This is a genomic window from Dactylosporangium sp. NPDC049525 (assembly GCF_040676755.1).
In the GTDB taxonomy this organism is placed as follows: domain Bacteria; phylum Actinomycetota; class Actinomycetes; order Mycobacteriales; family Micromonosporaceae; genus Dactylosporangium.
In genome coordinates, this window is record NZ_JBFAPO010000056.1 from 23,200 (window position 1) to 41,675 (window position 18,476).

General features: G+C 75.6%; 16 protein-coding genes. 7 read left to right on the forward strand and 9 right to left on the reverse strand.

Annotated elements, in window-relative coordinates; genetic code table 11:
• Positions 1-6: 6 nt before the first annotated feature.
• Positions 7-801, forward strand: coding sequence for a class I SAM-dependent methyltransferase (locus AB0K00_RS45745; protein ID WP_363535366.1), 795 nt, complete (start codon positions 7-9; stop codon positions 799-801).
• On the opposite strand, the gene AB0K00_RS45750 is transcribed toward AB0K00_RS45745, so the two are convergent.
• The 6 genes from AB0K00_RS45750 to AB0K00_RS45775 form a co-directional block, all read right to left on the reverse strand.
• Positions 782-2,131: an aldehyde dehydrogenase family protein gene (locus AB0K00_RS45750; RefSeq protein WP_363535368.1), complete on the reverse strand. Its 1,350-nt coding sequence runs from the start codon at positions 2,129-2,131 to the stop codon at positions 782-784. The genes AB0K00_RS45745 and AB0K00_RS45750 overlap by 20 nt on opposite strands.
• Entirely contained in the window at positions 2,128-3,846 is a 1,719-nt protein-coding gene (locus tag AB0K00_RS45755; protein WP_363535369.1) for an asparagine synthase-related protein, read from the reverse strand. The genes AB0K00_RS45750 and AB0K00_RS45755 overlap by 4 nt, the downstream gene beginning before the upstream one ends.
• Positions 3,847-3,883: 37 nt before the next feature.
• Complete coding sequence (locus tag AB0K00_RS45760; RefSeq protein ID WP_363535372.1) at positions 3,884-4,390, reverse strand: hypothetical protein; 507 nt, start codon at positions 4,388-4,390, stop codon at positions 3,884-3,886.
• A gap of 10 nt (positions 4,391-4,400) precedes the next feature.
• The gene (locus AB0K00_RS45765; RefSeq protein WP_363535375.1) at positions 4,401-5,195 is read right to left on the reverse strand and encodes a hypothetical protein; all 795 of its coding nucleotides are present in this window, start codon (positions 5,193-5,195) and stop codon (positions 4,401-4,403) included.
• A complete protein-coding gene (locus tag AB0K00_RS45770; protein ID WP_363535378.1) occupies positions 5,192-6,130 on the reverse strand; it encodes a hypothetical protein in 939 nt (312 codons plus the stop codon). Before AB0K00_RS45770 ends, AB0K00_RS45765 begins: the two co-directional genes overlap by 4 nt.
• Positions 6,131-6,207: 77 nt before the next feature.
• A complete protein-coding gene (locus AB0K00_RS45775) occupies positions 6,208-6,876 on the reverse strand; it encodes a hypothetical protein (RefSeq protein ID WP_363535381.1) in 669 nt (222 codons plus the stop codon).
• Positions 6,877-7,018: 142 nt separating this feature from the next.
• Here AB0K00_RS45775 and AB0K00_RS45780 point away from each other — a divergent pair, with 142 nt between their 5' ends.
• Positions 7,019-8,530 carry an ankyrin repeat domain-containing protein gene (locus tag AB0K00_RS45780; protein WP_363535384.1) on the forward strand — a complete coding sequence of 504 codons (1,512 nt, stop codon included), beginning with the start codon at positions 7,019-7,021 and terminating at the stop codon, positions 8,528-8,530.
• An 11-nt stretch (positions 8,531-8,541) separates the two neighbouring features.
• Here the strand turns inward: AB0K00_RS45780 and AB0K00_RS45785 are convergent, their stop codons facing one another.
• The gene (locus AB0K00_RS45785) at positions 8,542-9,135 is read right to left on the reverse strand and encodes a hypothetical protein (RefSeq protein WP_363535387.1); all 594 of its coding nucleotides are present in this window, start codon (positions 9,133-9,135) and stop codon (positions 8,542-8,544) included.
• An 89-nt stretch (positions 9,136-9,224) separates the two neighbouring features.
• Between AB0K00_RS45785 and AB0K00_RS45790 the strand changes: the two genes are divergently transcribed.
• From AB0K00_RS45790 to AB0K00_RS45805, 4 genes are all read left to right on the forward strand, one after another.
• Entirely contained in the window at positions 9,225-9,986 is a 762-nt protein-coding gene (locus tag AB0K00_RS45790; RefSeq protein ID WP_363535390.1) for an SDR family NAD(P)-dependent oxidoreductase, read from the forward strand.
• Positions 9,987-9,998: 12 nt separating this feature from the next.
• Positions 9,999-10,631, forward strand: coding sequence for a hypothetical protein (locus tag AB0K00_RS45795; RefSeq protein WP_363535393.1), 633 nt, complete (start codon positions 9,999-10,001; stop codon positions 10,629-10,631).
• 466 nt (positions 10,632-11,097) lie between these two features.
• Positions 11,098-11,487, forward strand: a complete 390-nt coding sequence (locus AB0K00_RS45800; RefSeq protein ID WP_363535396.1) for a hypothetical protein — start codon at positions 11,098-11,100, stop codon at positions 11,485-11,487.
• Positions 11,488-11,578: 91 nt separating this feature from the next.
• Positions 11,579-12,196 (forward strand): general stress protein, encoded by a 618-nt coding sequence (locus AB0K00_RS45805; RefSeq protein WP_363535399.1) that lies wholly within the window; start codon positions 11,579-11,581, stop codon positions 12,194-12,196.
• A gap of 18 nt (positions 12,197-12,214) precedes the next feature.
• Here AB0K00_RS45805 and gntF read toward each other — a convergent pair whose 3' ends face one another.
• Complete coding sequence (gene gntF, locus AB0K00_RS45810; protein WP_363535402.1) at positions 12,215-13,486, reverse strand: guanitoxin biosynthesis pre-guanitoxin forming N-methyltransferase GntF; 1,272 nt, start codon at positions 13,484-13,486, stop codon at positions 12,215-12,217.
• Positions 13,483-15,036: an AMP-binding protein gene (locus AB0K00_RS45815; RefSeq protein ID WP_363535406.1), complete on the reverse strand. Its 1,554-nt coding sequence runs from the start codon at positions 15,034-15,036 to the stop codon at positions 13,483-13,485. Before AB0K00_RS45815 ends, gntF begins: the two co-directional genes overlap by 4 nt.
• Positions 15,037-15,145: 109 nt before the next feature.
• Here AB0K00_RS45815 and AB0K00_RS45820 point away from each other — a divergent pair, with 109 nt between their 5' ends.
• Complete coding sequence (locus AB0K00_RS45820) at positions 15,146-18,466, forward strand: BTAD domain-containing putative transcriptional regulator (protein ID WP_363535409.1); 3,321 nt, start codon at positions 15,146-15,148, stop codon at positions 18,464-18,466.
• Positions 18,467-18,476 lie beyond the last annotated feature (10 nt).

Genomic DNA, 18,476 nt, shown 5'->3' on the forward strand with positions numbered 1-18,476 from the left:
GGCGGCGTGCCCGACGCGATCTTCGCCCATCCGCGGCTCGCGGCCGTCTACGACGCGTTCGACGGCGACCGCCGCGACCTCGACCTCTACCTCGGCGTCGCCGAGGAGTTCGCCGAGGAATCCGCCGCAGTGCACGTGCTCGACGTCGGCTGCGGTACGGGCTGCCTCGCGCTCCTCCTGGCGCACCGCGGGTGGCGGGTGACCGCGGTCGATCCGGCCGGTGCGTCGCTGGACGTGGCGCGCTCCAAGCCGGGCGCGGCGGCGGTCACCTGGATCCACGGCGACGCCACGACCCTGCCCGCCAACACCGCCAACACCGCCAACACCGCCAACACCGCCGAAACCGCCGGCCCAGCCGACCTCGCCACCATGACCGGCAACGTTGCCCAGGTGTTCCTCGACGACGACGCGTGGGCGGCCACGCTGCGCGGGATCCACGGCGCCCTGCGCGACGGCGGTCGCTTCGTGTTCGAGACCCGGCAACCGCGGCGCCGCGCCTGGGACGAATGGGCCGCCGACCCGGGCCCCGTCGTGCGGGACGTGCCCGGGGTCGGCATCGTCGAGCAGCGCCGGGAGGTGACGCGAGTGGCGTTGCCGTTCGTGACGTTCCGGAACACGTACACCTTCGCCGACGGGACCCAGCTGCACTCGGACTCGACACTGCGGTTCCGGGACCGCCCGGAGCTCGAACGGTCCCTCGAAGCAGCCGGGTTCGCCGTCGACGAGGTCCGCGACGCGCCCGACCGGCCGGGACTGGAGTACGTGTTCGTCGCGCGAAAGGTCAGGACAGGCGGACCGTGACGGTCTTCGGGCGCTGGTACTCCGCCAGGGCCAGGACGCTCAGGTCGGTGCCGTGCCCGGAGCCGCGCCGGCCGCCGTGGGGGAGCTCCGCGGTCTGCTCCAGGTGGCAGTTGACCCAGACCTCGCCGCAGTCCAGCTCGCCCGCGATCCGCAGGGACGGGCCGACGGCGGTGCCCCACACGCTTGCGGCGAGGGCCTGCGGCACCGAGTTGGCGAGGGCGACCAGGCCGTCGAGGTCGTCGGCGGCCTGGACGGTGAGTGCCGGGCCGAACATCTCCCGGGTCACCGCCGGGTCGTCCGCCGGCAGGTCCGCGAGGATCAGGCCGGGCCGCCAGAACCCGCCGGTCTCACCGTCGCCGACGGCCACGTCGCCGGTGCGGCGGACCCCGGCGCGGGACTCCGCGACGATCGCGTCGAAGCGGGCGACCTGATCCGGGTTGTTCAGCGGGCCGAAGTCGGGGCCGGCGCGGCGGGCCCGCATCGCGGCGGCGAGCCGCTCGACGGTCTCGTCCAGGTGGGAGCGCAGCGTGATGACCCGGGCCGGCGCGGCGCAGCTCTGCCCGGCGTTGTACGTGCACGCGCCGACCAGCTGCTCGTAGGTGTCGTCGGGGGCGTCGGGCAGGACGACCGCGGCGCAGTTGCCGCCGAGCTCCAGGCTGACCCGGCGCAGCCCGGCGCGGGCGACGACATCGAGACCGCCGGCCTGGCTGCCGGTGAAGGCGACCGCGTCGACGTCGGCGGCGACGAGCAGCCGGCCGGTGTCGCGGTCGCCGGGCAGCGCCACGAGGACGCCGGGGCCGAGTGTCTCGGCGGCGTGTTCGGCCAGCAGCACCGCGGTGTCCGGGGTCGTCTGGGCCGGTTTGAGCACGACGGTGTTGCCGGCGGCGAGCGCGGGGCCGAGCCGCCACGCCGCCATCAGCAGCGGGTAGTTCCATGGCACGATCGCGGCGACGACCCCGATCGGCTCCCACCGCACCCAGCTCTCCCGGCCCGGCAGCCGGTGCCCCGCCGCCGGGGTCAGGTCGGCGCGGACCGCACCGGCGTAGAACCGCAGCACGTCCGCGGACTGCAGGACCTCCGCACGGGCGTCCACATCGGACTTTCCGGTGCCGGCGACCTCGCGCTGGACGTACACCTCGACCTGCCGCTCCATGAGTGCGACGAGTGCGAGCAGGCGGTGGGACCGCTCCTTGGCGGTCAGGCCGGCCCAGCCGCGCAGCGCCGCGCGGGCCGCGGTCACCGCCGCCGTCACCTCGGCGGGGCCGCCGGCGTGCAGCTGGGTGCGGACGTGGCCGGTGCGGGGGTCGGTCAGCTCAAGAAAGGTGCTCACGCCACATCGTAGGCACGCAGCCATAGTTCGAGGGTCAGCACCAGCCACACCTTGCCGCCCTGCCGGGGCAGCAGCGTGCCCTCGCCGCGTAGCCACGCCCGGATCGTCACCGGGTCAAACAGGCCGCTGGTGCGGCTGCCGAGCAGCACGTCGTCGGCGAGCTCGCGCAGCGGGCCGCTCAGCCACTGCTGCACGGGCACCCGCATGCCGCTCTTGGGACGGTCCACAATGGTCGCGGGGAGCAGGTCCCGCACGGCCTCCTTGAGGATCCATTTCTCGTCGGTACCGGCCAGCTTCAGCTGTGGCGGCACCGTGAACGCGTGGTCGATGACCTGCCGGTCGAACAGCGGGGCGCGGCCCTGCAGCCCGCGCGCGGCGGTGAGCCGCTCCACCTTCGTCAGGATGTGGTGCGCGCCCTTGGTGCGCAGGTTGCAGTGCAGCAGCCGGTTCAGGTGCGAGCGCATCGTGCCCGGCGACAGGTACGGCGCGACGAACCGTTCCGGGCCGGGTTCGTCCTCCAGGGCCCGCAGGGTGTCCGGGGTCAGCAGCGTGGGCAGGTCGCCGCCGCACTTGCGGTAGGAGCGCAGGTACGCCAGCGACCGGGCGTCCGGGGACGGGTCGTCGCGGTGCAACTCGTACAGCAGCATCGGCAGGTTCTTCGGGCCGCCGAAGACCGGGTCGCCGCCTTCGCCGTTGAGCACGACCCGCATCCCGTCGCCGGCGACGGCCTCGGCAAGCATGAGGTTCGGCACCGTCAGCGGGTCGCCGACGGGGCTGTCCAGCAGCGCGACGGTGTCCGCGAGCCGGGCGGCGACGGCCTCGCCGGACACGCTGAGCACCCGGTGCCGGGTGTTGCAGTGGGTCGCGACGAGTCCCGAGTACGCCAGTTCGTTCGGCAGCTCATGACCGAAGCTGATGGAGTACGTGCGGACCTCCTGGTCGTGCAGCTTCGCGGCGAGCGCGGTGACCAGGCTGCTGTCCACGCCGCCGGACAGCAGGACCGCGACCGGTTCCGCGGCCGGCAGCCGCAGGCTCGTCGCTCGCTCCAGCAGCGCCCGCAGCGCCGCGGCGTGCCCGGCGGCCGGGATGGTGTCGTCGACCGCCTCCGTGGCCTCCCAGTACACCTCCTCGCGGACGGTCCCGTCGGCGCGCAGCCGCACGATCCGGCCCGGCAGCACCTCGTGCACGCCGCGCAGCAGCGTCTCCTCGCCGGGCAGGTACGCGAAGGTGAGGAACGACCGGACCGCGGCGAGGTTCAGCCCGGTGGCAAGGGACGGCCAGCGCCGCAGCGCCCGCAGCGACGTCGACACCGCCCACTGGCCGGCGGCGCGGGCGTGGAAGACGGTGCGGGCGCCGACGTGGTCGCGCACCAGGACCAGGTCGGTGCCGTCGGCGATGACGAGGACGAACATGCCGTCGGCGGCGCGGATCCCGGCGGCGCCCAGCCGGGCGTACAACCGCAGCAGCAGCGCACCGTCGGGTGTGTCGGGCGGTGCGGGCGCACCGGCGGCGCTCAGCTCCGCGAACAGCTCGGCCCGGTTGTGCAGCACGACCTCACCGACCGCGTGCAGGCCGCCGGCGGTGAACGGGCCCTCGGCGAAGCCCGGCTCGGCGTCGACGAACCCGAGCGCGACCGCGCCGGCCTCGATCACCGGCCGGGCGCCGAGGTCGGTCAGCGCCGGCCGGTCGCCCGACGTCGCAGCGATGCGTGGCACGAGGAACCTCCTGGTCGAACTGGTCGCGGGTCAGCCATCAGCCGAAGTCGTCGTCGGAGCCGCCGCTGTCGTCGTCGCTCCAGCTGCTGCTGCCGCCGTCGTCCCCGCCGCCGTCGCCGCCGTCGCCGGAGTTCTGCTGCTGTTGCTGGGCCTGCCGGCGCAGCTCCTCCTCTTCGAACTCCGACATCATCAGCGGCGGCGCCACGATCGCGCCGAGCAGCGCCCCGGCGCCGACCGCGGCGAGGATGGCGCCGGTGCGCCCGCCGAACGACGTGCGGTTGATCGTCAGCGTCCCGTCGCCCCACGCGGTGCGCCCGTAGCCCTGGTCCCGGCCGTACACGATCTGACCGGTGCTGTACTGCCGTTTGATGATGCGGTCGCCGAGGATCTCGTCGACGCCGCTGCGTCCGGCGTTGTCCTGCCACTGGACATAGTGGTCACCGGCGCGGCGCCGCCACTCCTCGCGGCCGTCGGCGAAGCGGCGGTGCACGCTGCGGTCGCTGAGCAGCTCGTCGGTGTACTGGACTTCCCGGTAGTGGCTCACAGCACTCCTGTCATGATGCCGGCCAGGTCATGAAGCCCGCGGCCTGGAGCTGGCGGAGGCGGGCGGTTCTGCGGCGGGTCCGGGCCTGGCCACGGACCAGGCGGTGCACGGTGCGCAGCAGGCGGGCCGGGTTGACCGCGGCGACCTCGACGGTCCGGCCGGCCCGCAACCGGCGCACCTCCCACGGCTCCAGCCCGGCCGGGGCGGCCAGGTCGGTGCGCGGCTCGCGTGGGCCGGTGGTCAGGTGCAGCGCCGCGGCGTGCACCGGTCGCAGCCCCAGCGGGTGGACCCGCAGCTCACCCGCCCAACGCCGGACGTCGTCCACGGCGGCGTAGCCGGACGGGCCGGCGTCGTGCAGCACGTACACGACGGCGTCGCCGGTGCGGTGCAGCGCCGCGGTCAGCCGCGGGTCCAGCGGCAGGTCGCGCAGCGCGAACACGGGGCACGCCGACTCCATGTGCAGCTCGTTGGCCAGCAGCATCCCGGCGATCGCGGCGTCCTGGCAGACCAGCAGCCGGGGCAGGCCGTAGTCGTAGAGGTCCGGCACGTCGTCGTGGAGGGCGGGCTCCCGGGCGCCCGGGTCCTGCAGCAGCCCCGGCACCGGGCCGTGCCGCTCCAGCGCCGCGCCGAACCGTTCGGGGCCGATCGGGGCGGGCAGCGTGAACCTGACCCGGCGCGGCAGCCGGTGCAGCGGCTGCAGCCCCCGGCACAGCTCGTAGTACAGCTGCCGGCGGGTGAACCGGATCCGCCCGGGCGCCCCGGCCCGCACGACCGCCGCGGCGAGGGCCCGGTCCACGACGCTCACGCCGCGGGCCAGGTCATGAAGCCGACCGCCTTGGCGGCCCGCTCGGCCGGGTCGGGCCCGCCGGCGCGGCGCAGGTGGTCGGCGACCTTCTTGACCCTGGCCAGCAGCTGCGCCGGGCGCAGCGCGGCGACCGGCGACGACCAGCCGTCGCCGAGCCACTCCAGCTCCTTCGGGGTCAGGTCGGTGTTGGCCTTCAGCCAGGCGATCCGCTCCGGTTGCCGGTCCTTCGTGCGCAGCTTGAACGGGTCCTTCGCGGCGAGCACCGAGCGGGGTCGCAGCCCGAGGTCGATGACCCGCCGGCCGCGCAGCTCGTGCCGGGCGGTCGCCAGGAACAGCTCACCGTCGAGGCTGGCGTCGTGGATCACCGCGACCGGGACCGCCGGCGGCAGGTCGGCGACCTTCGCCGCGAGCGCCGCGTTGAACCAGCGCCCGACGTCGTTGACCTGCAGGCAGGCGAGCACGGACAGGTCGGGGCTGAGGATCGCGAACGCCGGCTGGGGTGGCGGCGGCCCGGGCCGCACGTGTGGTTCGTCGATGATGCCGCCCGGCGGGGTGCCGTACACCCGGCTCCAGCCGCCGATGATCTCCTTGCGGAACTGGTCGAGGGGCATCTTCACCACGACCGCGCGTTTCATGACGCCGGCCACCCGCAGCGCGATGATGGCCGCGCAGATGACCAGCAGCACCGCGCCGGCCACGGCGAGTCCCGGGGTGTCGCCGGTGACCCCGACGATGATCAGGACCACGCCGATGATGATCGGCACCACGATCCCGCACCCGGCGGTGCCGCTGTTGGCGGCCTTGTTGGTCTTGCGGGCGGCCGCGTACCACAGCTGCGTCGTGGTGTACCAGTGGTTGTCCTCGGCGAGCTTCGCGGTGAGCCGCCGGACCTTTACGTCGTGCAGGGCGAGCGGGTTCTCCTTCGGTTCGAACACGAACGGCTTCTTGCAGGTGCCGCACCGCGAACCGGGGCGTTCCTTGCGCTTCAGGTTGGCGGTGCAGTGCGGGCAGATCATGCCGTTCCCTCCAGACGCACGGCGAGACGCCGGGCGGCCTGCGCCGCGCGTTCCCGCCAGCTCATCACACCCGGTGACGGCGCCGAGCCGACGGCGCGCAGCGCCTTGGCGAGGGCCGGATAGTCCAGTGGATCGTCGCCGGGCGGCGCGGCGGCGCCGTCCACGGCGCGCCGTTCAGCCTCCTCGGCGGTGATCGCGTAGTCCTCGTGGTCGATGCCGAACCCGGTGTTGGCGGCGAGGATCAGCAGCCTGCCCGCGCCGCGGTTGCCGAACGAGTGCGGCAGCAGCGCCGGGATGCGGAGCATGACGCCGGGCGTCAGCCGGACCGTCACCGCCTCCTGCCGGTCCTCGTCGTAGAGCCCGCACGCCGCGTAGCCCAGGCTCAGCACGAAATGCTCCCCGCCGTGCGCGTGCGGGGTGAACGCGCTGTGCCCCCGCATCAGGCCCAGCTTGTAGGTGGCGTTGCTCGGCCGCTCCGGCGAGGTCAGCGCGTCACCGATCAGGTACCGGGCGTGCTGCCCGTCGTCGATGAACGGCAGCAGCGTGGCCGGGTCGAGCAGGTCGCCGCGGCCGGTCCGGGACGTCAGCAGCGCCGTGCCGTCGGCCGTCAGCGTGTACATCTCGACGCCGGCCGGCAGTGGAGCGGTTGCCTCGAAGCCCTTCACACTGGGCACTGTACGAAACCTGCACACCCCCGCATAGCGGCGAGTCAGCTCGTCGTCCCCTGCCGCAACCGCGGATGAACGTCAGATGTCACGATCGTCCGGGACTGGTGCGGGCCGTCCCCTTCAGCCTGCGGGAGGGCGTGTGCGGCGGTACGGCGTGCCGGCCGACATGATCGAGCTGGCCACCGAGCGGCGCCGGGCCGGCGACTGGCGCGGCGCGTGCGAGGCCGCGAACATCGCCGCCGAGGTCGACCTCGCCGAGGTCGCCCGGTCCTGCGGCGCCGCCGTCGCCGACCAGGTCGCCGACGACCTCGCGCACCTCGTGCCCGACCTGCTGCGCTGGCACCTGTCGGGCACCGCCGAGCCGCTGCACGCCGCCGGCGCGGTGACGCCGCTGAGCCTGTACCCCGGCGGGACCGCCCTGTCGGTGCGCGGCCCCGCCTCCACCGACCAGCCGCAGCGGCTGTGGCTGCGCTTCGGCCCGGTCACCGCCGACGAGGCCGGCCGCGGCCTGCACCTGTCCCGGGAACGCTGGGACGACCGGCACACCACGGACCTGCTGCCCCGCTGCGGCGGCCGGATCCGGCTGCCGTTCTTCACCGCCGACGGCACCCCGCTGCCCGGCGGCGGCGCCGGTGCCGGCGTCGAAGAGCGCACCGAACAGGTCGTGCGGTTGTTCAAGGCGGGCCAGATCGTCGAGGCTTGGACCGTCGCCGGCTTCACCCTCGACGCGCCCGAACACCTGCTGCGGCACGCCCGTCCCGGCCTCACCATGCTCGCCGAGCGGGCCCGGCGCCTGGCGGCGGCCACCGGCAGCGACGTCGTCATGGCGCACCTGCCGTCGTGGTCCGCGATACTGCTCGACCGCCTCGACGACCCGCACCCCCGCGTGCGGGTCGTGCCCACCCACAACGGCCCGCCGCCGGGCGTGCCCGTGCTGCCCCACGCCGCGCACCACTGGCCGGCGGTGCTGGACCAGCTGCGCGACGGCGACTACGACCCGGCGCAGCTGCACCCGCTCGTCGGCGCGGCCCTGTTCCCCGTCCGCGCCGCCGCGACGATGCCCGCCGCCGTGGAACTCCCGGCGCCGGTGCGGATCCGCTGCGGCGACGACTGGCACGAGGTCGCCGTCCGCGACGGTGCCCTGCACACCCCGCACCCGCCGCGGGAACTGTCCCGCGAGCGGGCCCTGACCGCCCTCGCCGGCCGCGCCCCGGCCGGGTGCGCCGCCGCGGTGCAGAGCTGGCGGACCGGCGTCGGCCTGCCGACACCGCTGCTGCAGCTGCGGGCAGGGGTGCTGCGGCACGTCATGCACGGCGAGTCGGCGGCCGTCGAGGCCCTGCTGGACGCAGGGCTAGACCCGCACGTCGTGGACACCCGCGGCCGGACCCTGCCGCACCTGCTGCCGTGGCTGTTCCCGGCCGCCGCCCGGCTGCGGATCCTGGACCGGCTCCTCGCCGCCGGCCTCGACGTCAACGCCCCCGACCGGACCCGGTGGACGCCGCTGCACTACGCCGTCCTGCGGGGCGGGTCGACCTCGCTGATCCGGGCCCTGCTGGCCGCCGGCGCCGACCCTGCCCCGTCCGGCCCGCCACTGCTCGACCTCGCCGCCGGGCACCGCCGCGACCAGGTCGCGCGCCTGCTCACGGGCTGACGCCGCGCCCCTCAGCAGCCGCCCTTGCCGAAGTCGAGCACGACCCGGTCCGTGCGGTCGCCCGAGCTGACCTCGACGGTGAGGCAGAGCGCCGCGCGCAGCGCGAACCCGCCGGCGAACTCGACCGTCGGCGCCGGGTCCGACCCGTCACCGCAGGCGGCGAAGGTGACCGTGTCGTCGAGGCCGTTGCGGTACGTGAGCGCGGCGGCGTCGCGTTGTGCCGCCGGGATGGTGACGGTCGCCGGGGTGCCGCCGCGCAGCCGCATCGCCACCTTGAACCAGCGCCAGCCCTGCGCGTCGGGCGCCCGGCCGGCGAATCCGGCCCGGTCACCCCACGCGTAGTCCAGCGGCGCGAACGTGGCCGGCCCCGCGACCGGCGCCGTGCGCCACGCCGCGTCGCTGAGCCCAACGCTGACCCGGCTGGCGCAGTCCCGCCCGGCCATCGGCCGCGTCGCGGCGGCCGTCCCAGTGGCCGTCCCAGTGGCCGTCCCAGTGGCCGTCGGGGTGGAGACGGACGGCGACGGCCGGGAGACCGGCGCCGGCGCCGCGGTGCACCCCGCGAGCAGCAGCACCCCAGCCGGCGACATCCGCAACAGCCTGCTCATCGACCACGACCTCCCCGGTGACGTCCGTACCGTGGAGAATCGCAGCAACGCCGGCCGGTTCCCACCGGCGGGGACGAAAGGATGGCGGCATGTTCGACCTCACGGGCCGGCGGGCACTCGTCACCGGCGCCGGGCACGGGATCGGCGCGGCCATCGCGGTGGCCCTCGCGGAGCACGGCGCGGACGTCGTGGTGCACCACGGCCGCTCCGGGGACCGGGCCGCCGGCGTGGTCGCCCGCATCGCGGCGCTGGGCCGCCGGGCGAGCGCCGTCCAGGCCGACGTGACCGACACCGCCCAGGTGGACCGGCTGGTCGCCGCCGCGACCGGGCACCTCGGCGGGCTGGACATCCTGGTCTGCAACGCCGGGCACCTGGTCGGGCGGGTCCCCGTCGGCGAGATGAGCGACGAGCACTTCGCGAAGGTGACCGACGTCAACCTGACCGCGACGTTCCGCACGGTCCGGGCCGCGCTGCCGGCGCTGCGCACCTGCGGGTCCGGGCGGATCATCACGATGGCCTCGCTCGCCGCGCACAACGGCGGCGGGCCCGGTGCGGTCGCGTACGCCGCCGCCAAGGCCGGGATCATCGGCCTCACCAAGGGCCTGGCGAAGGAACTGGCGCCGGACGGCATCACCGTCAACGCGCTCGCGCCGGGGTTCATCGACGGCACCGACTTCCACGCGACCTTCAGCACGGCCGCCAGGCGGGAGGCGACCGCGGCGGCGCTGCCCGTGGGCCGCGGCGGGACCGTCGCCGAGGTGGCCGCGGCGGCGGTGTACCTGGCCTCCGCGGAGGCGGCGTTCGTCACCGGCACCACGCTGGACATCGACGGCGGCGCGTCCCCACGCTGACAGGTCGGGAGGGTGGCAGTGCTCAGCTATGACGACGTCGCGGAACTGCTGCGACTACAGACGAAGGCGTACGAGCTGCTGCTGTGGCTGAGCCGCGAGTCCGCGGACAACCCGCAGCTGCTGTCCGCCGACGCGGCGGAGGGTCTTGCCCGGGCGAGCTCGGCCGCCGCCTGGATCGAGCACCACCGTCCCCAGCTGCCGCAGGAGCTGGCGGCGATCGACCCGCACGGCCCGTTCGCCAACCTGCTCGCGTCGTTCTTCGCCACGTCGTTCCGGGTCGAACGGGTCGAGTTCGACAACCGCGTCGTGTGGGCCCGGGTCGTGCTCGGCGCCTCCGCCGTCCCGCCGGACCGCACCGGCCTCGCGCAGAGCCAGGCCCTGGCGGTCAGGCACCTGGCCGCGTCGCAGGGACTGGCGATGACCGAGGCGGAGGCCAGGGACCTGGTGCGGGCCCGCCGGGACCTCCGCGACGCGGTCCTGGTGTGGACCTACGTCTGGGAGCTGGACCGGCGGGCCCGCAACAAGGGCAAGGGACCGGTGGTGCACCGGATCTGGCGGAGCCTGCCCGCGGACACGAAGCGGGCCCTCACCGCCGACCTGGTCTGGTCCGCGCGGCAGCTGATCCTCGAGGCCGCGAGCCACTGAGCCAGTGCGCCGTGGCCTTCGGCGGCCTGCGCGGCCGGCCGCGGCATCGCCGACAGCATGACGGCGGCGAGCATCGGCAGCAGCGGGTGCGCCACGCCGCGCTCGATGGCGACGAACGCGATCAGCACGAGCACGCCGACCGCGACGGGTCCGAGCGTCATGGGGTCGCTCCGGCCGCTGTGGTGTTCCCCAGGTCACACCCCGCCCGCCGCCGGGCGTGTCGGGCCGGGCGTGTCGCGGGCCGGATCCGCTGTTTCGCGCGAAGCGGAACCGCATTGCGCGGAACGCCGTTGCGCAGGCGGCGGGCCGCGGCGCCCCTCCCGCCCGGCGGGCACCGGGTGACGGCGGAACGGCGAATGGCTGTACGGGCCCTTACCGTCGCGGTTCGGACAGGGCAGACTGCAGCAGTCGGGCCTGACTCCGGCGATGTCGAGCCGCCATCAGGTGGGTTGGGAATGGAACCACGATGAGGCGCACCGCGTCGCAGGTCGGCCTGCGCGAAGACCAGTGGAACACCGCAAAGCTCGAGGTCCGCCACGCGATCCTCGGCGCCGCGTATGACCGGCGCATGACCTCCTACGGCGAGGTCGCCGCCCAGGTCCGCGTGATCCGGGTCGACCCGGCCTCGCCCCTGATGAGCGAGCTGCTCGGTGGGGTGTTCGAGGACGAGTACGACGCCGGCGGCCCGGCGCTGACCGCGATCGTGACCTCCCAGCACAGCGACCAGGAGCCGGCGTCGAGCTTCTACCAGCAGGCCCGCACGCTCGGGTACCGCTTCACCGAGCCGCACGCGTTCTGGACCGAGCAGGTGCAGCGGGTGTTCAGCGAGCACGGCCGGGCGGACCGGCGGCACTGAACGCGGGCCGCTCACCCGCATCGGGGGAGCGCGGGGGGAGCGGGCCGGGGACACAGTAGAGGTGACGTGCTGTGTTCAGGAGGTCACTGACATGAGGAACACCAGCAACAGCGGGCCCGCCACGGCCCGCGACCAGAGCAGGATGCCGTTCACCGCCGGCGTCCGGCCGGGCGCGCCGGACTCCCGCGCCCAGGGCTGGGACCGCCCGCCGGAGGCGGACCGCTTCCCGGAGCCGGGCCGCGACGGCGCCCCGCGGGAGCGGGCGGTCGTCACCGTCGCCACCTACCCCGACTACGCCTCGGCGCAGCGCGCCGTCGACCACCTGTCCGACCGGAAGTTCCCGGTCGACCGGGTCACCATCGTCGGCACCGACGTCCGCCTGGTGGAGCGGGTCCTCGGCCGCATGACCACCGCAAAGGCCGCCCTGGCCGGCGCCGGGACCGGCGCGTGGTTCGGGCTGCTGCTTGGGTTCCTGTTCGGGATCTTCGCCGTCGCGGCCTGGTGGAAGGTCATCGTGTTCGCCGTCATCGCCGGGGCGCTGTGGGGCGCTGTGTTCGGCTCGATCGCGCACGCGAGCACCCGCGGGCGGCGCGACTTCACGTCCGTCGGCGCGATCGAGGCCGCCAACTACGCGGTGCTGGTCGACACCACCCACGCTGACCAGGCGCGGCAGCTGCTCGGTGAGCTCACGGAGCCCACGGCGTCCTGAGGCGCGGCAACGCGGGGGTCAGTGCCGCCGCGCGTGGCACAGCACGATCCCCGCGTAGCCGTGCGTCGCCTCCTGGGGCACCCGGGTGACCTCGATCGACGGCGGCGTGAAGTCCGGCTGCAGCACCGAGCGCAGGTCGTGCTCGTCGACGTCGGCGCTCGGGAACGACCGGCCGGCCACGGTGTAGCCGCGGCACCGGCGCAGCGCCGAGGTCACGAACAGCCCGCCCGGCTCGACGAGGCCGGTGATGTGCCGCATGAACAGCGCCCAGGTCGCCCGGTCCGCGGTGGCCGAGTCGGCGCAGTAGGCGCTGACCACGGTCGGGTAGCACCGCAGCACCGGCTGCGGGTGCCGGGCGTCGACCTCGACCAGGTGCGTCACTTTCTTGCGGGTGAGGTCCTCCCGCGCGGCCACCTCCTCGTCGGTCGGGTCGGGGTTGCCCTCGCACCGCAGGGTGTGCCGGACGAACGGCCGCCAGTCGTGGGCGGCCGGGTCCCGGTCCAGCCACCGCCGGATCTCCGCCAGGTTCCCCGGCAGGTAGTCGCCGAGGTGGAGCTCGGAGGCGATCTCCGCCGCCGCGAACACGTGATGCAGCGTCGGCCCGACCCCGAAGAACAACACCGGCCGGTCCCGCTCGGCGCCGCGCAGCGCGTCGACGAAGAACGCGATGGTGGCGACCTCGTCCGGTTCGACCGTGCGGTAGTAGCCGTCCAGGTACGCCGCCGGGTCCCAGTCGGTGTCGAACGAGGCGTACCGGCGGCGCTGCCGGTGGTGCAGGAACACCTTCGTGAGGCGGGCGAGGCCGTATTCGTAGCCGGCGGCGCCGAGGTTCGCCCCGGCCAGGAACAGCACCGCCCCGGTCGCGGTGACCGAGTCGGTGAGCACCGCCGCGCCGAACGCGCCCGCGTAGTACGGGACCTCCTTGGCGACCTCGGTGGCCGCGTACCCGGTGGCCGCCGCGACCCGTGCGGCGCGGGGGCTCGTGGTGCGCCGCCGGACCAGGTCGTGCGCCGCCTTCGACAGCACGTTCGTGCTGGTCCCGGTCGCGGTGAGCAGCGACTGGTTGGCGCGCAGGTTCGCCCGCAGCCCCCACGCCCACACCGCGTAGCTTGCGACCAGGACGGCCAGGGCCCACCGGTGGCCGAGGTCGCCGAGCAGGCCGGAGGCGACCAGCGCCACCCCGGCCGCCGTCGCCGTCGCATCGAGGGCGTACGCGGACACCGCGGTCGCGGCGATGCTGACGACCCAGGCGCGCAGCCCGCCGCCCAGCGCACGGCCCGGGACGGTCACCGGGGGACCCGTTCGGCCTCGACCAGCACCCGGCGCAGCGGCTTGCCCGTGGGCGAGCGGGGGATCACCGAGGTGAACGTGACCGCCGCGAGGCGCTTGAACGGCGCGACCCGCTCCGCCACGTACCCGAGCAGCTCCTCGGCGCTCGCCGGTGAGCGCAGCACCACGTGCGCGACCGGCACCTCGCCGGAGACCGGGTCGGGCCGGGGCACCACGGCCGCGTCGGCGACCGCCGGGTGCGTGCACAGCAGCTGCTCCAGCTCCGCCGGCGGCACCTGGTACCCACCGGCCTTGATGAGCTCCTTGAGCCGGTCGACGACGTACAGGTGGCCGTCCTCGTCGAAGTGGCACAGGTCGCCGGTGTGCAGCCAGCCGCCCGCGTCGAGCGTCGCGGCGGTCTCCTGCGGCCGGCCGCGGTAGCCGCGCATCAGCTGCGGGCCGCGGACCCACAGCTCGCCGGTGCGGCCGGCGCCGAGGTCGGTGCCGCTGCCGGGGTCGACGACGCGGGCCTCCGTGTTGGGCAGCAGCCGCCCGACGGACCCGCGCCGCGGCGCGTCCGGGTCGCCGACGGCGATGAGGGCGCCGGCCTCGGTCATGCCCAGCCCCTGGCTGACGCCGCAGCCGAGCCGCTGCGCGCAGCGCTGCTCCGTCGCCGCGTCCAGGGGTGCCGCGCCGACGCCGACGTTGCGCAGCGACGACAGGTCGAACCGGTCGACGAGCGGGTGCCCGGCGAGGGCCCGGACGATCGGCGGCACCACGATGGTGAGCGTCACCCGGTGGTCCTGGATCGTGCGCAGGAACGCGTCGAGGTCGAAGGCGGGCAGGGTGACCACGGTGGCCCCGGCCGCGAGACCGGTCGCCAGGAGCAGGTTGAGGCCGATGACGTGGCAGAACGGCGCGATCGCCAGGATGACGTCGTCCTCGGCGTAGGGCAGCGCCGCCATGGTCTGCCGGACGTTGGTGACCAGCGCGGTGTGGGTGAGCTCCACCCCCTTCGGCAGGCCGGTGGTGCCGCTGGAGAACGGCAGCGCGGCGATGTCGCGGTCCGGGTCGGTGACGATCGCCGCCGGCGGGTGGTCGTGCCCGATCAGCTCGTCGAACGTGCCCCCGAACACCAGCACCTCGGCGACGCCGGCGCGGGCGGCCGCGTCGGTGGCCCGGCCCAGCAGCGGCGGCGCGGTGACCAGCAGCCGCGCCCCGGCGTCGGCGAGCTGGCGGGCGAGTTCCGCGACGGTCAGCGACGGGTCGGCGCCGGTGACGGTGCCGCCGGCGGCCATCGCCCCGTACACGGCAAGGGCGTAGTCCGGCTGGTTCGGGCTGTACACGGCCAGGACGTCACCCCGGCCGAAGCCGCGGGCGGCCAGGGCGGCGGCGACCCGCTCGACGCCGTGCGCGAGCGCCCGGTAGGTGATGGTGCGCCCCGCGGCGGCGTCGACCAGCGCCGGCTTGTCGCCGAGACGCGCCGCGTGCCGCAGGGCGAGATGGTGTACGGCGGCGCCACCGACCTGCACGTCCGGCTGGTCCCCGCGTACCGGATGGATCGCTGTCATGACGGCTCCTTCTGCTCGGTCCTCGATGTGCGACCGGACCGTAGGCGGGGCAGCGTGTGCGGACCGTTTCCCGATCGTGTGCCGGGCGAAGTGCGCGCTAAGGTGCTCGGTGACGACGGCGGTGGCGATGACGGATCAGCAGCGGCTCACGGTCCACGTGCTCGGCCGCGCCGACCTCGCCCTCGGCGGGCACCCACTGGTGGACCTCGCCTCGGTCAAGGCGACGGCGCTGCTGATCTACCTGTCGGTGACCGGCACCGGGCACCCCCGCTCGGCCCTCGCCGGGCTGCTGTGGAGCGACCTGCCGGAGGCGACCGCCCGGGCCAACCTGCGTCTCGTGCTGACCAAGCTGCGCCGGGTCGTGCCAGGGCACCTCGACGTGACCCGGCGGACCGTCGCCCTCGCCGCCCCGGCCTGGGTGGACGCGGTCGAGGTCGCCCGCGCCGTCACCGCCCCCGACGTGGACCACGCGGCCGTCCAGCTCTGCGGCGGCGGGTTCCTGCACGGGTTCGACGTGCCCGGCGCCGCGGTGTTCGACGACTGGGTGGCCGCCCGGCGGGCCGCGGCCCGCGCCGACATGCTCGCCCTGCTGGACCGCGCCGCCCGGCAGGCCCGCGACCGCGCCGACCCGGCCGCCGGGATCGAGGTCGCCCGCCGCATGCTCGAGGTGGACCGGCTGCACGAGGAGGCGCACCGCGCCCTCATGTGGTTCCTCGCCGCCGGCGGGCAGCGCGGCGCCGCCCTCGCCCAGTTCGAGACGTGCCGGTATCTGCTCGGCGAGGACCTCGGGATCGCGCCGTCGGCGGCGACGGCCGCCCTGCGCGACGAGATCGCCGGGGCCGTCACCGTCGCGGAGCCGCCGCTGCCGCAGCCCTCGCCGTCGCCCGCGCCGCCGCGGCCGCTGACCGCGCTGGTCGGCCGGGCGGCGGAGCTGACCCGGCTGCACGCTCTCCTGGACGACCCCGCGTGCCGCCTGGTGACCCTCGTCGGCCCTGGCGGCATCGGCAAGACCCGGCTCGCCGTCGAGGTCGCCGGCGCCCGCCGGGACCACCGCCGGCACGGCGCGGTGTTCGTGTCGTTCGCCGGCACCCGCGCCGACGGCCGCCCCGACGACACCGCCGACCTCGTGGTCGCCGACCTCGCCCGCGCGTTCGGGGTCTCCCTGACCGTGCCCCGCGATCCGGTGGACCTGCTCGCCGAGCACCTCGGCGGGCGCGAGCTGCTGCTGGTCCTGGACAACCTGGAGCACCTGCCCGGCGCCGCGGCTCCCCTCGCCGAGCTGCTGCGCCGGGCGCCCGGCGTGCAGCTGCTGGTGACCTCCCGCCGGCCGCTGGGCCTCGGTGTGGAGTGGCTCGTCGAGGTGCCCGGGTTGCCGTACCCGCCGGACGGCGCCGACCCCGCGGACGTCGCCCGGTACGAGGCCGTGCAGCTGTTCCAGGAGCGGGCCAGGCTGCTACGGCCCGGCGTGGAGACCGATCTCGAGGGTGCCGGCCGGATCTGCCGCCTGGTCGGTGGCCTGCCCCTCGCGATCGAGCTGGCCGCCCGGTGGGTGCGCTCCGCCGCGCCGACCGCCATCGCCGACCGGCTCGCCCGCGGGCTGGAGCTGCTCGAGACCACCGCACCCGACGTGGAGCCCCGCCACCGCAGCATCCGCTCCGTGATCGACGCCTCCGTGCGGCTGCTCACCGACGAGGAGCGCCGCGCCCTGCGCCGGCTGTCGGTGCAGCACGGCTTCGACCTGGCCGCCGCCGAGGCCGTCGCGGACGCCGGCCTGCCGCTGCTCGCCGGGCTCGTCGACCAGTCGCTGGTCACCGCCGGGCCTGACGGCCGGTACGCCATGCACGAGCTGCTGCGCCAGTACGCGGCCGGCCGGCTCGCCGAGGACCCGGCGGAGGAGGCGGAGACCCGGCGCCGACACGCCGCGCACTACGACGCGCTGCTCACCGCCGACCCGGCCGGGCAGCCGCGGGACGCCGCGAACCTCCGCGCCGCCACCGAGTGGTTCACCGGCACCGCCGACCCGGCCGCGCTCGACGCCCACCTGCAGCGGGTCTGGACCCTGTACCGGCGCAGCGGCTGGTTCCGCGAGGCACAGGCCGTCCTGGTCGCCGCGCTGCGCCGCTCCGGCGTGCCCGGGCAGTACCGCGGCCGCTGGCACCGGCTGCTCGGCGAGGCGCACCAGCAGGTCGGCGAGGCCGGCGCCGCCCGCCACCAGCTGGAGCTGGCCCTCGCCGCGCTGGACAGCCCCGTGCCCACGTCGAGGGCCGGCTGGCTCGGCATGCTCGCCGTCCAGCTGGCCCGCCGGGCGCTGCGCTTCGGCACTCGGCCCGCGCGCAGCGAGCGGCACCGCGACGTGTACGCCGAGCGCGCCGCCAGCTACTTCGCGATCAACGAGGTGTACTGGGTGCTCGACGAGCACCGGCTGACGCTGCCGGCGTCGCTGCGCGCTCTCAACGACGTCGAACGCGCCGGCGACCCGGACCTGATCGCCCGGGCCCGGGCCGGCGTCGGCATGGTGGCCGGCAGCCTCGGGCTGCACCGCGTCGCCCGCCGCCAGCTCGCCGTCGCCGTCGCCACGGTCGAGCGGACCAGCGACCCGCTCACCGCCTGCTGGGTCGGCATCGTCGGCGGCCTGCACTGGACCGGGGTCGCGGACTGGGCCGCGGTCGACACCGCCGCCGCCCGGGTCCTACCGCAGCAGCACAACGCGCCGCAGCACCGGTGGGCCGACGAGGTCCTGCTGATCGCCGGCACCGCCCAGCACCTCACCGGCCGGCACACCGACGCGGTCGCCTCGGCCGCCGAGGGGATGGCCGCCGGTCGGGACCGCCACGACCCGGTCGTGCACCTGTGGGGGCTGCTGCTGCTCATGGAGGCGACGCTGCGCGCCGACCCTGCCGACCCGGCCCTCGACGGGTGGCTCCTGGAGGCGTCCGGGCTGCTGCCGGCCGCGTCCAGGATCGACGCCGCCCGGTTCCACACCGCCGCGGCCCGGCTGCACCTCGCCGCCGGCCGCCGGGCCGAGGCGTGGCAGGCGGTCCGCGCCGCCGACCGGCTCATCGGCCCCCGGCCGGCCCTGGTCCAGTACGGCCTGGAGGCGCACGCCGGCATCGCCGAGGTGTGCCAGACCCTGCTCGAACCGGGCCCCGCCGCCGGTGACCGTGCCGAGCCTGCCGCCGTGCGTGGGGTTGAGGCCGCGGCGGTGCGGGCCGTCGAGGGTGCCGCGGTGCGGCGGTTGTGGCGTTACGCCCGCACCTATCCGATGGCCCGTCCCCGCGCGCGGATCGTGCTCGGCCGGCACCTCGCGCTGCGGGGGCGCACCCGCGCCGCGCTGCGCGCCTGGGACCGCGCCGCCCGGGACGCGGAGCGGCTGCGGATGCCACCCGAGGCGGCCGCGGTCGCCCGGCTGCGGGCGGCCGCCGCGCCGTGACGCCCGCCTA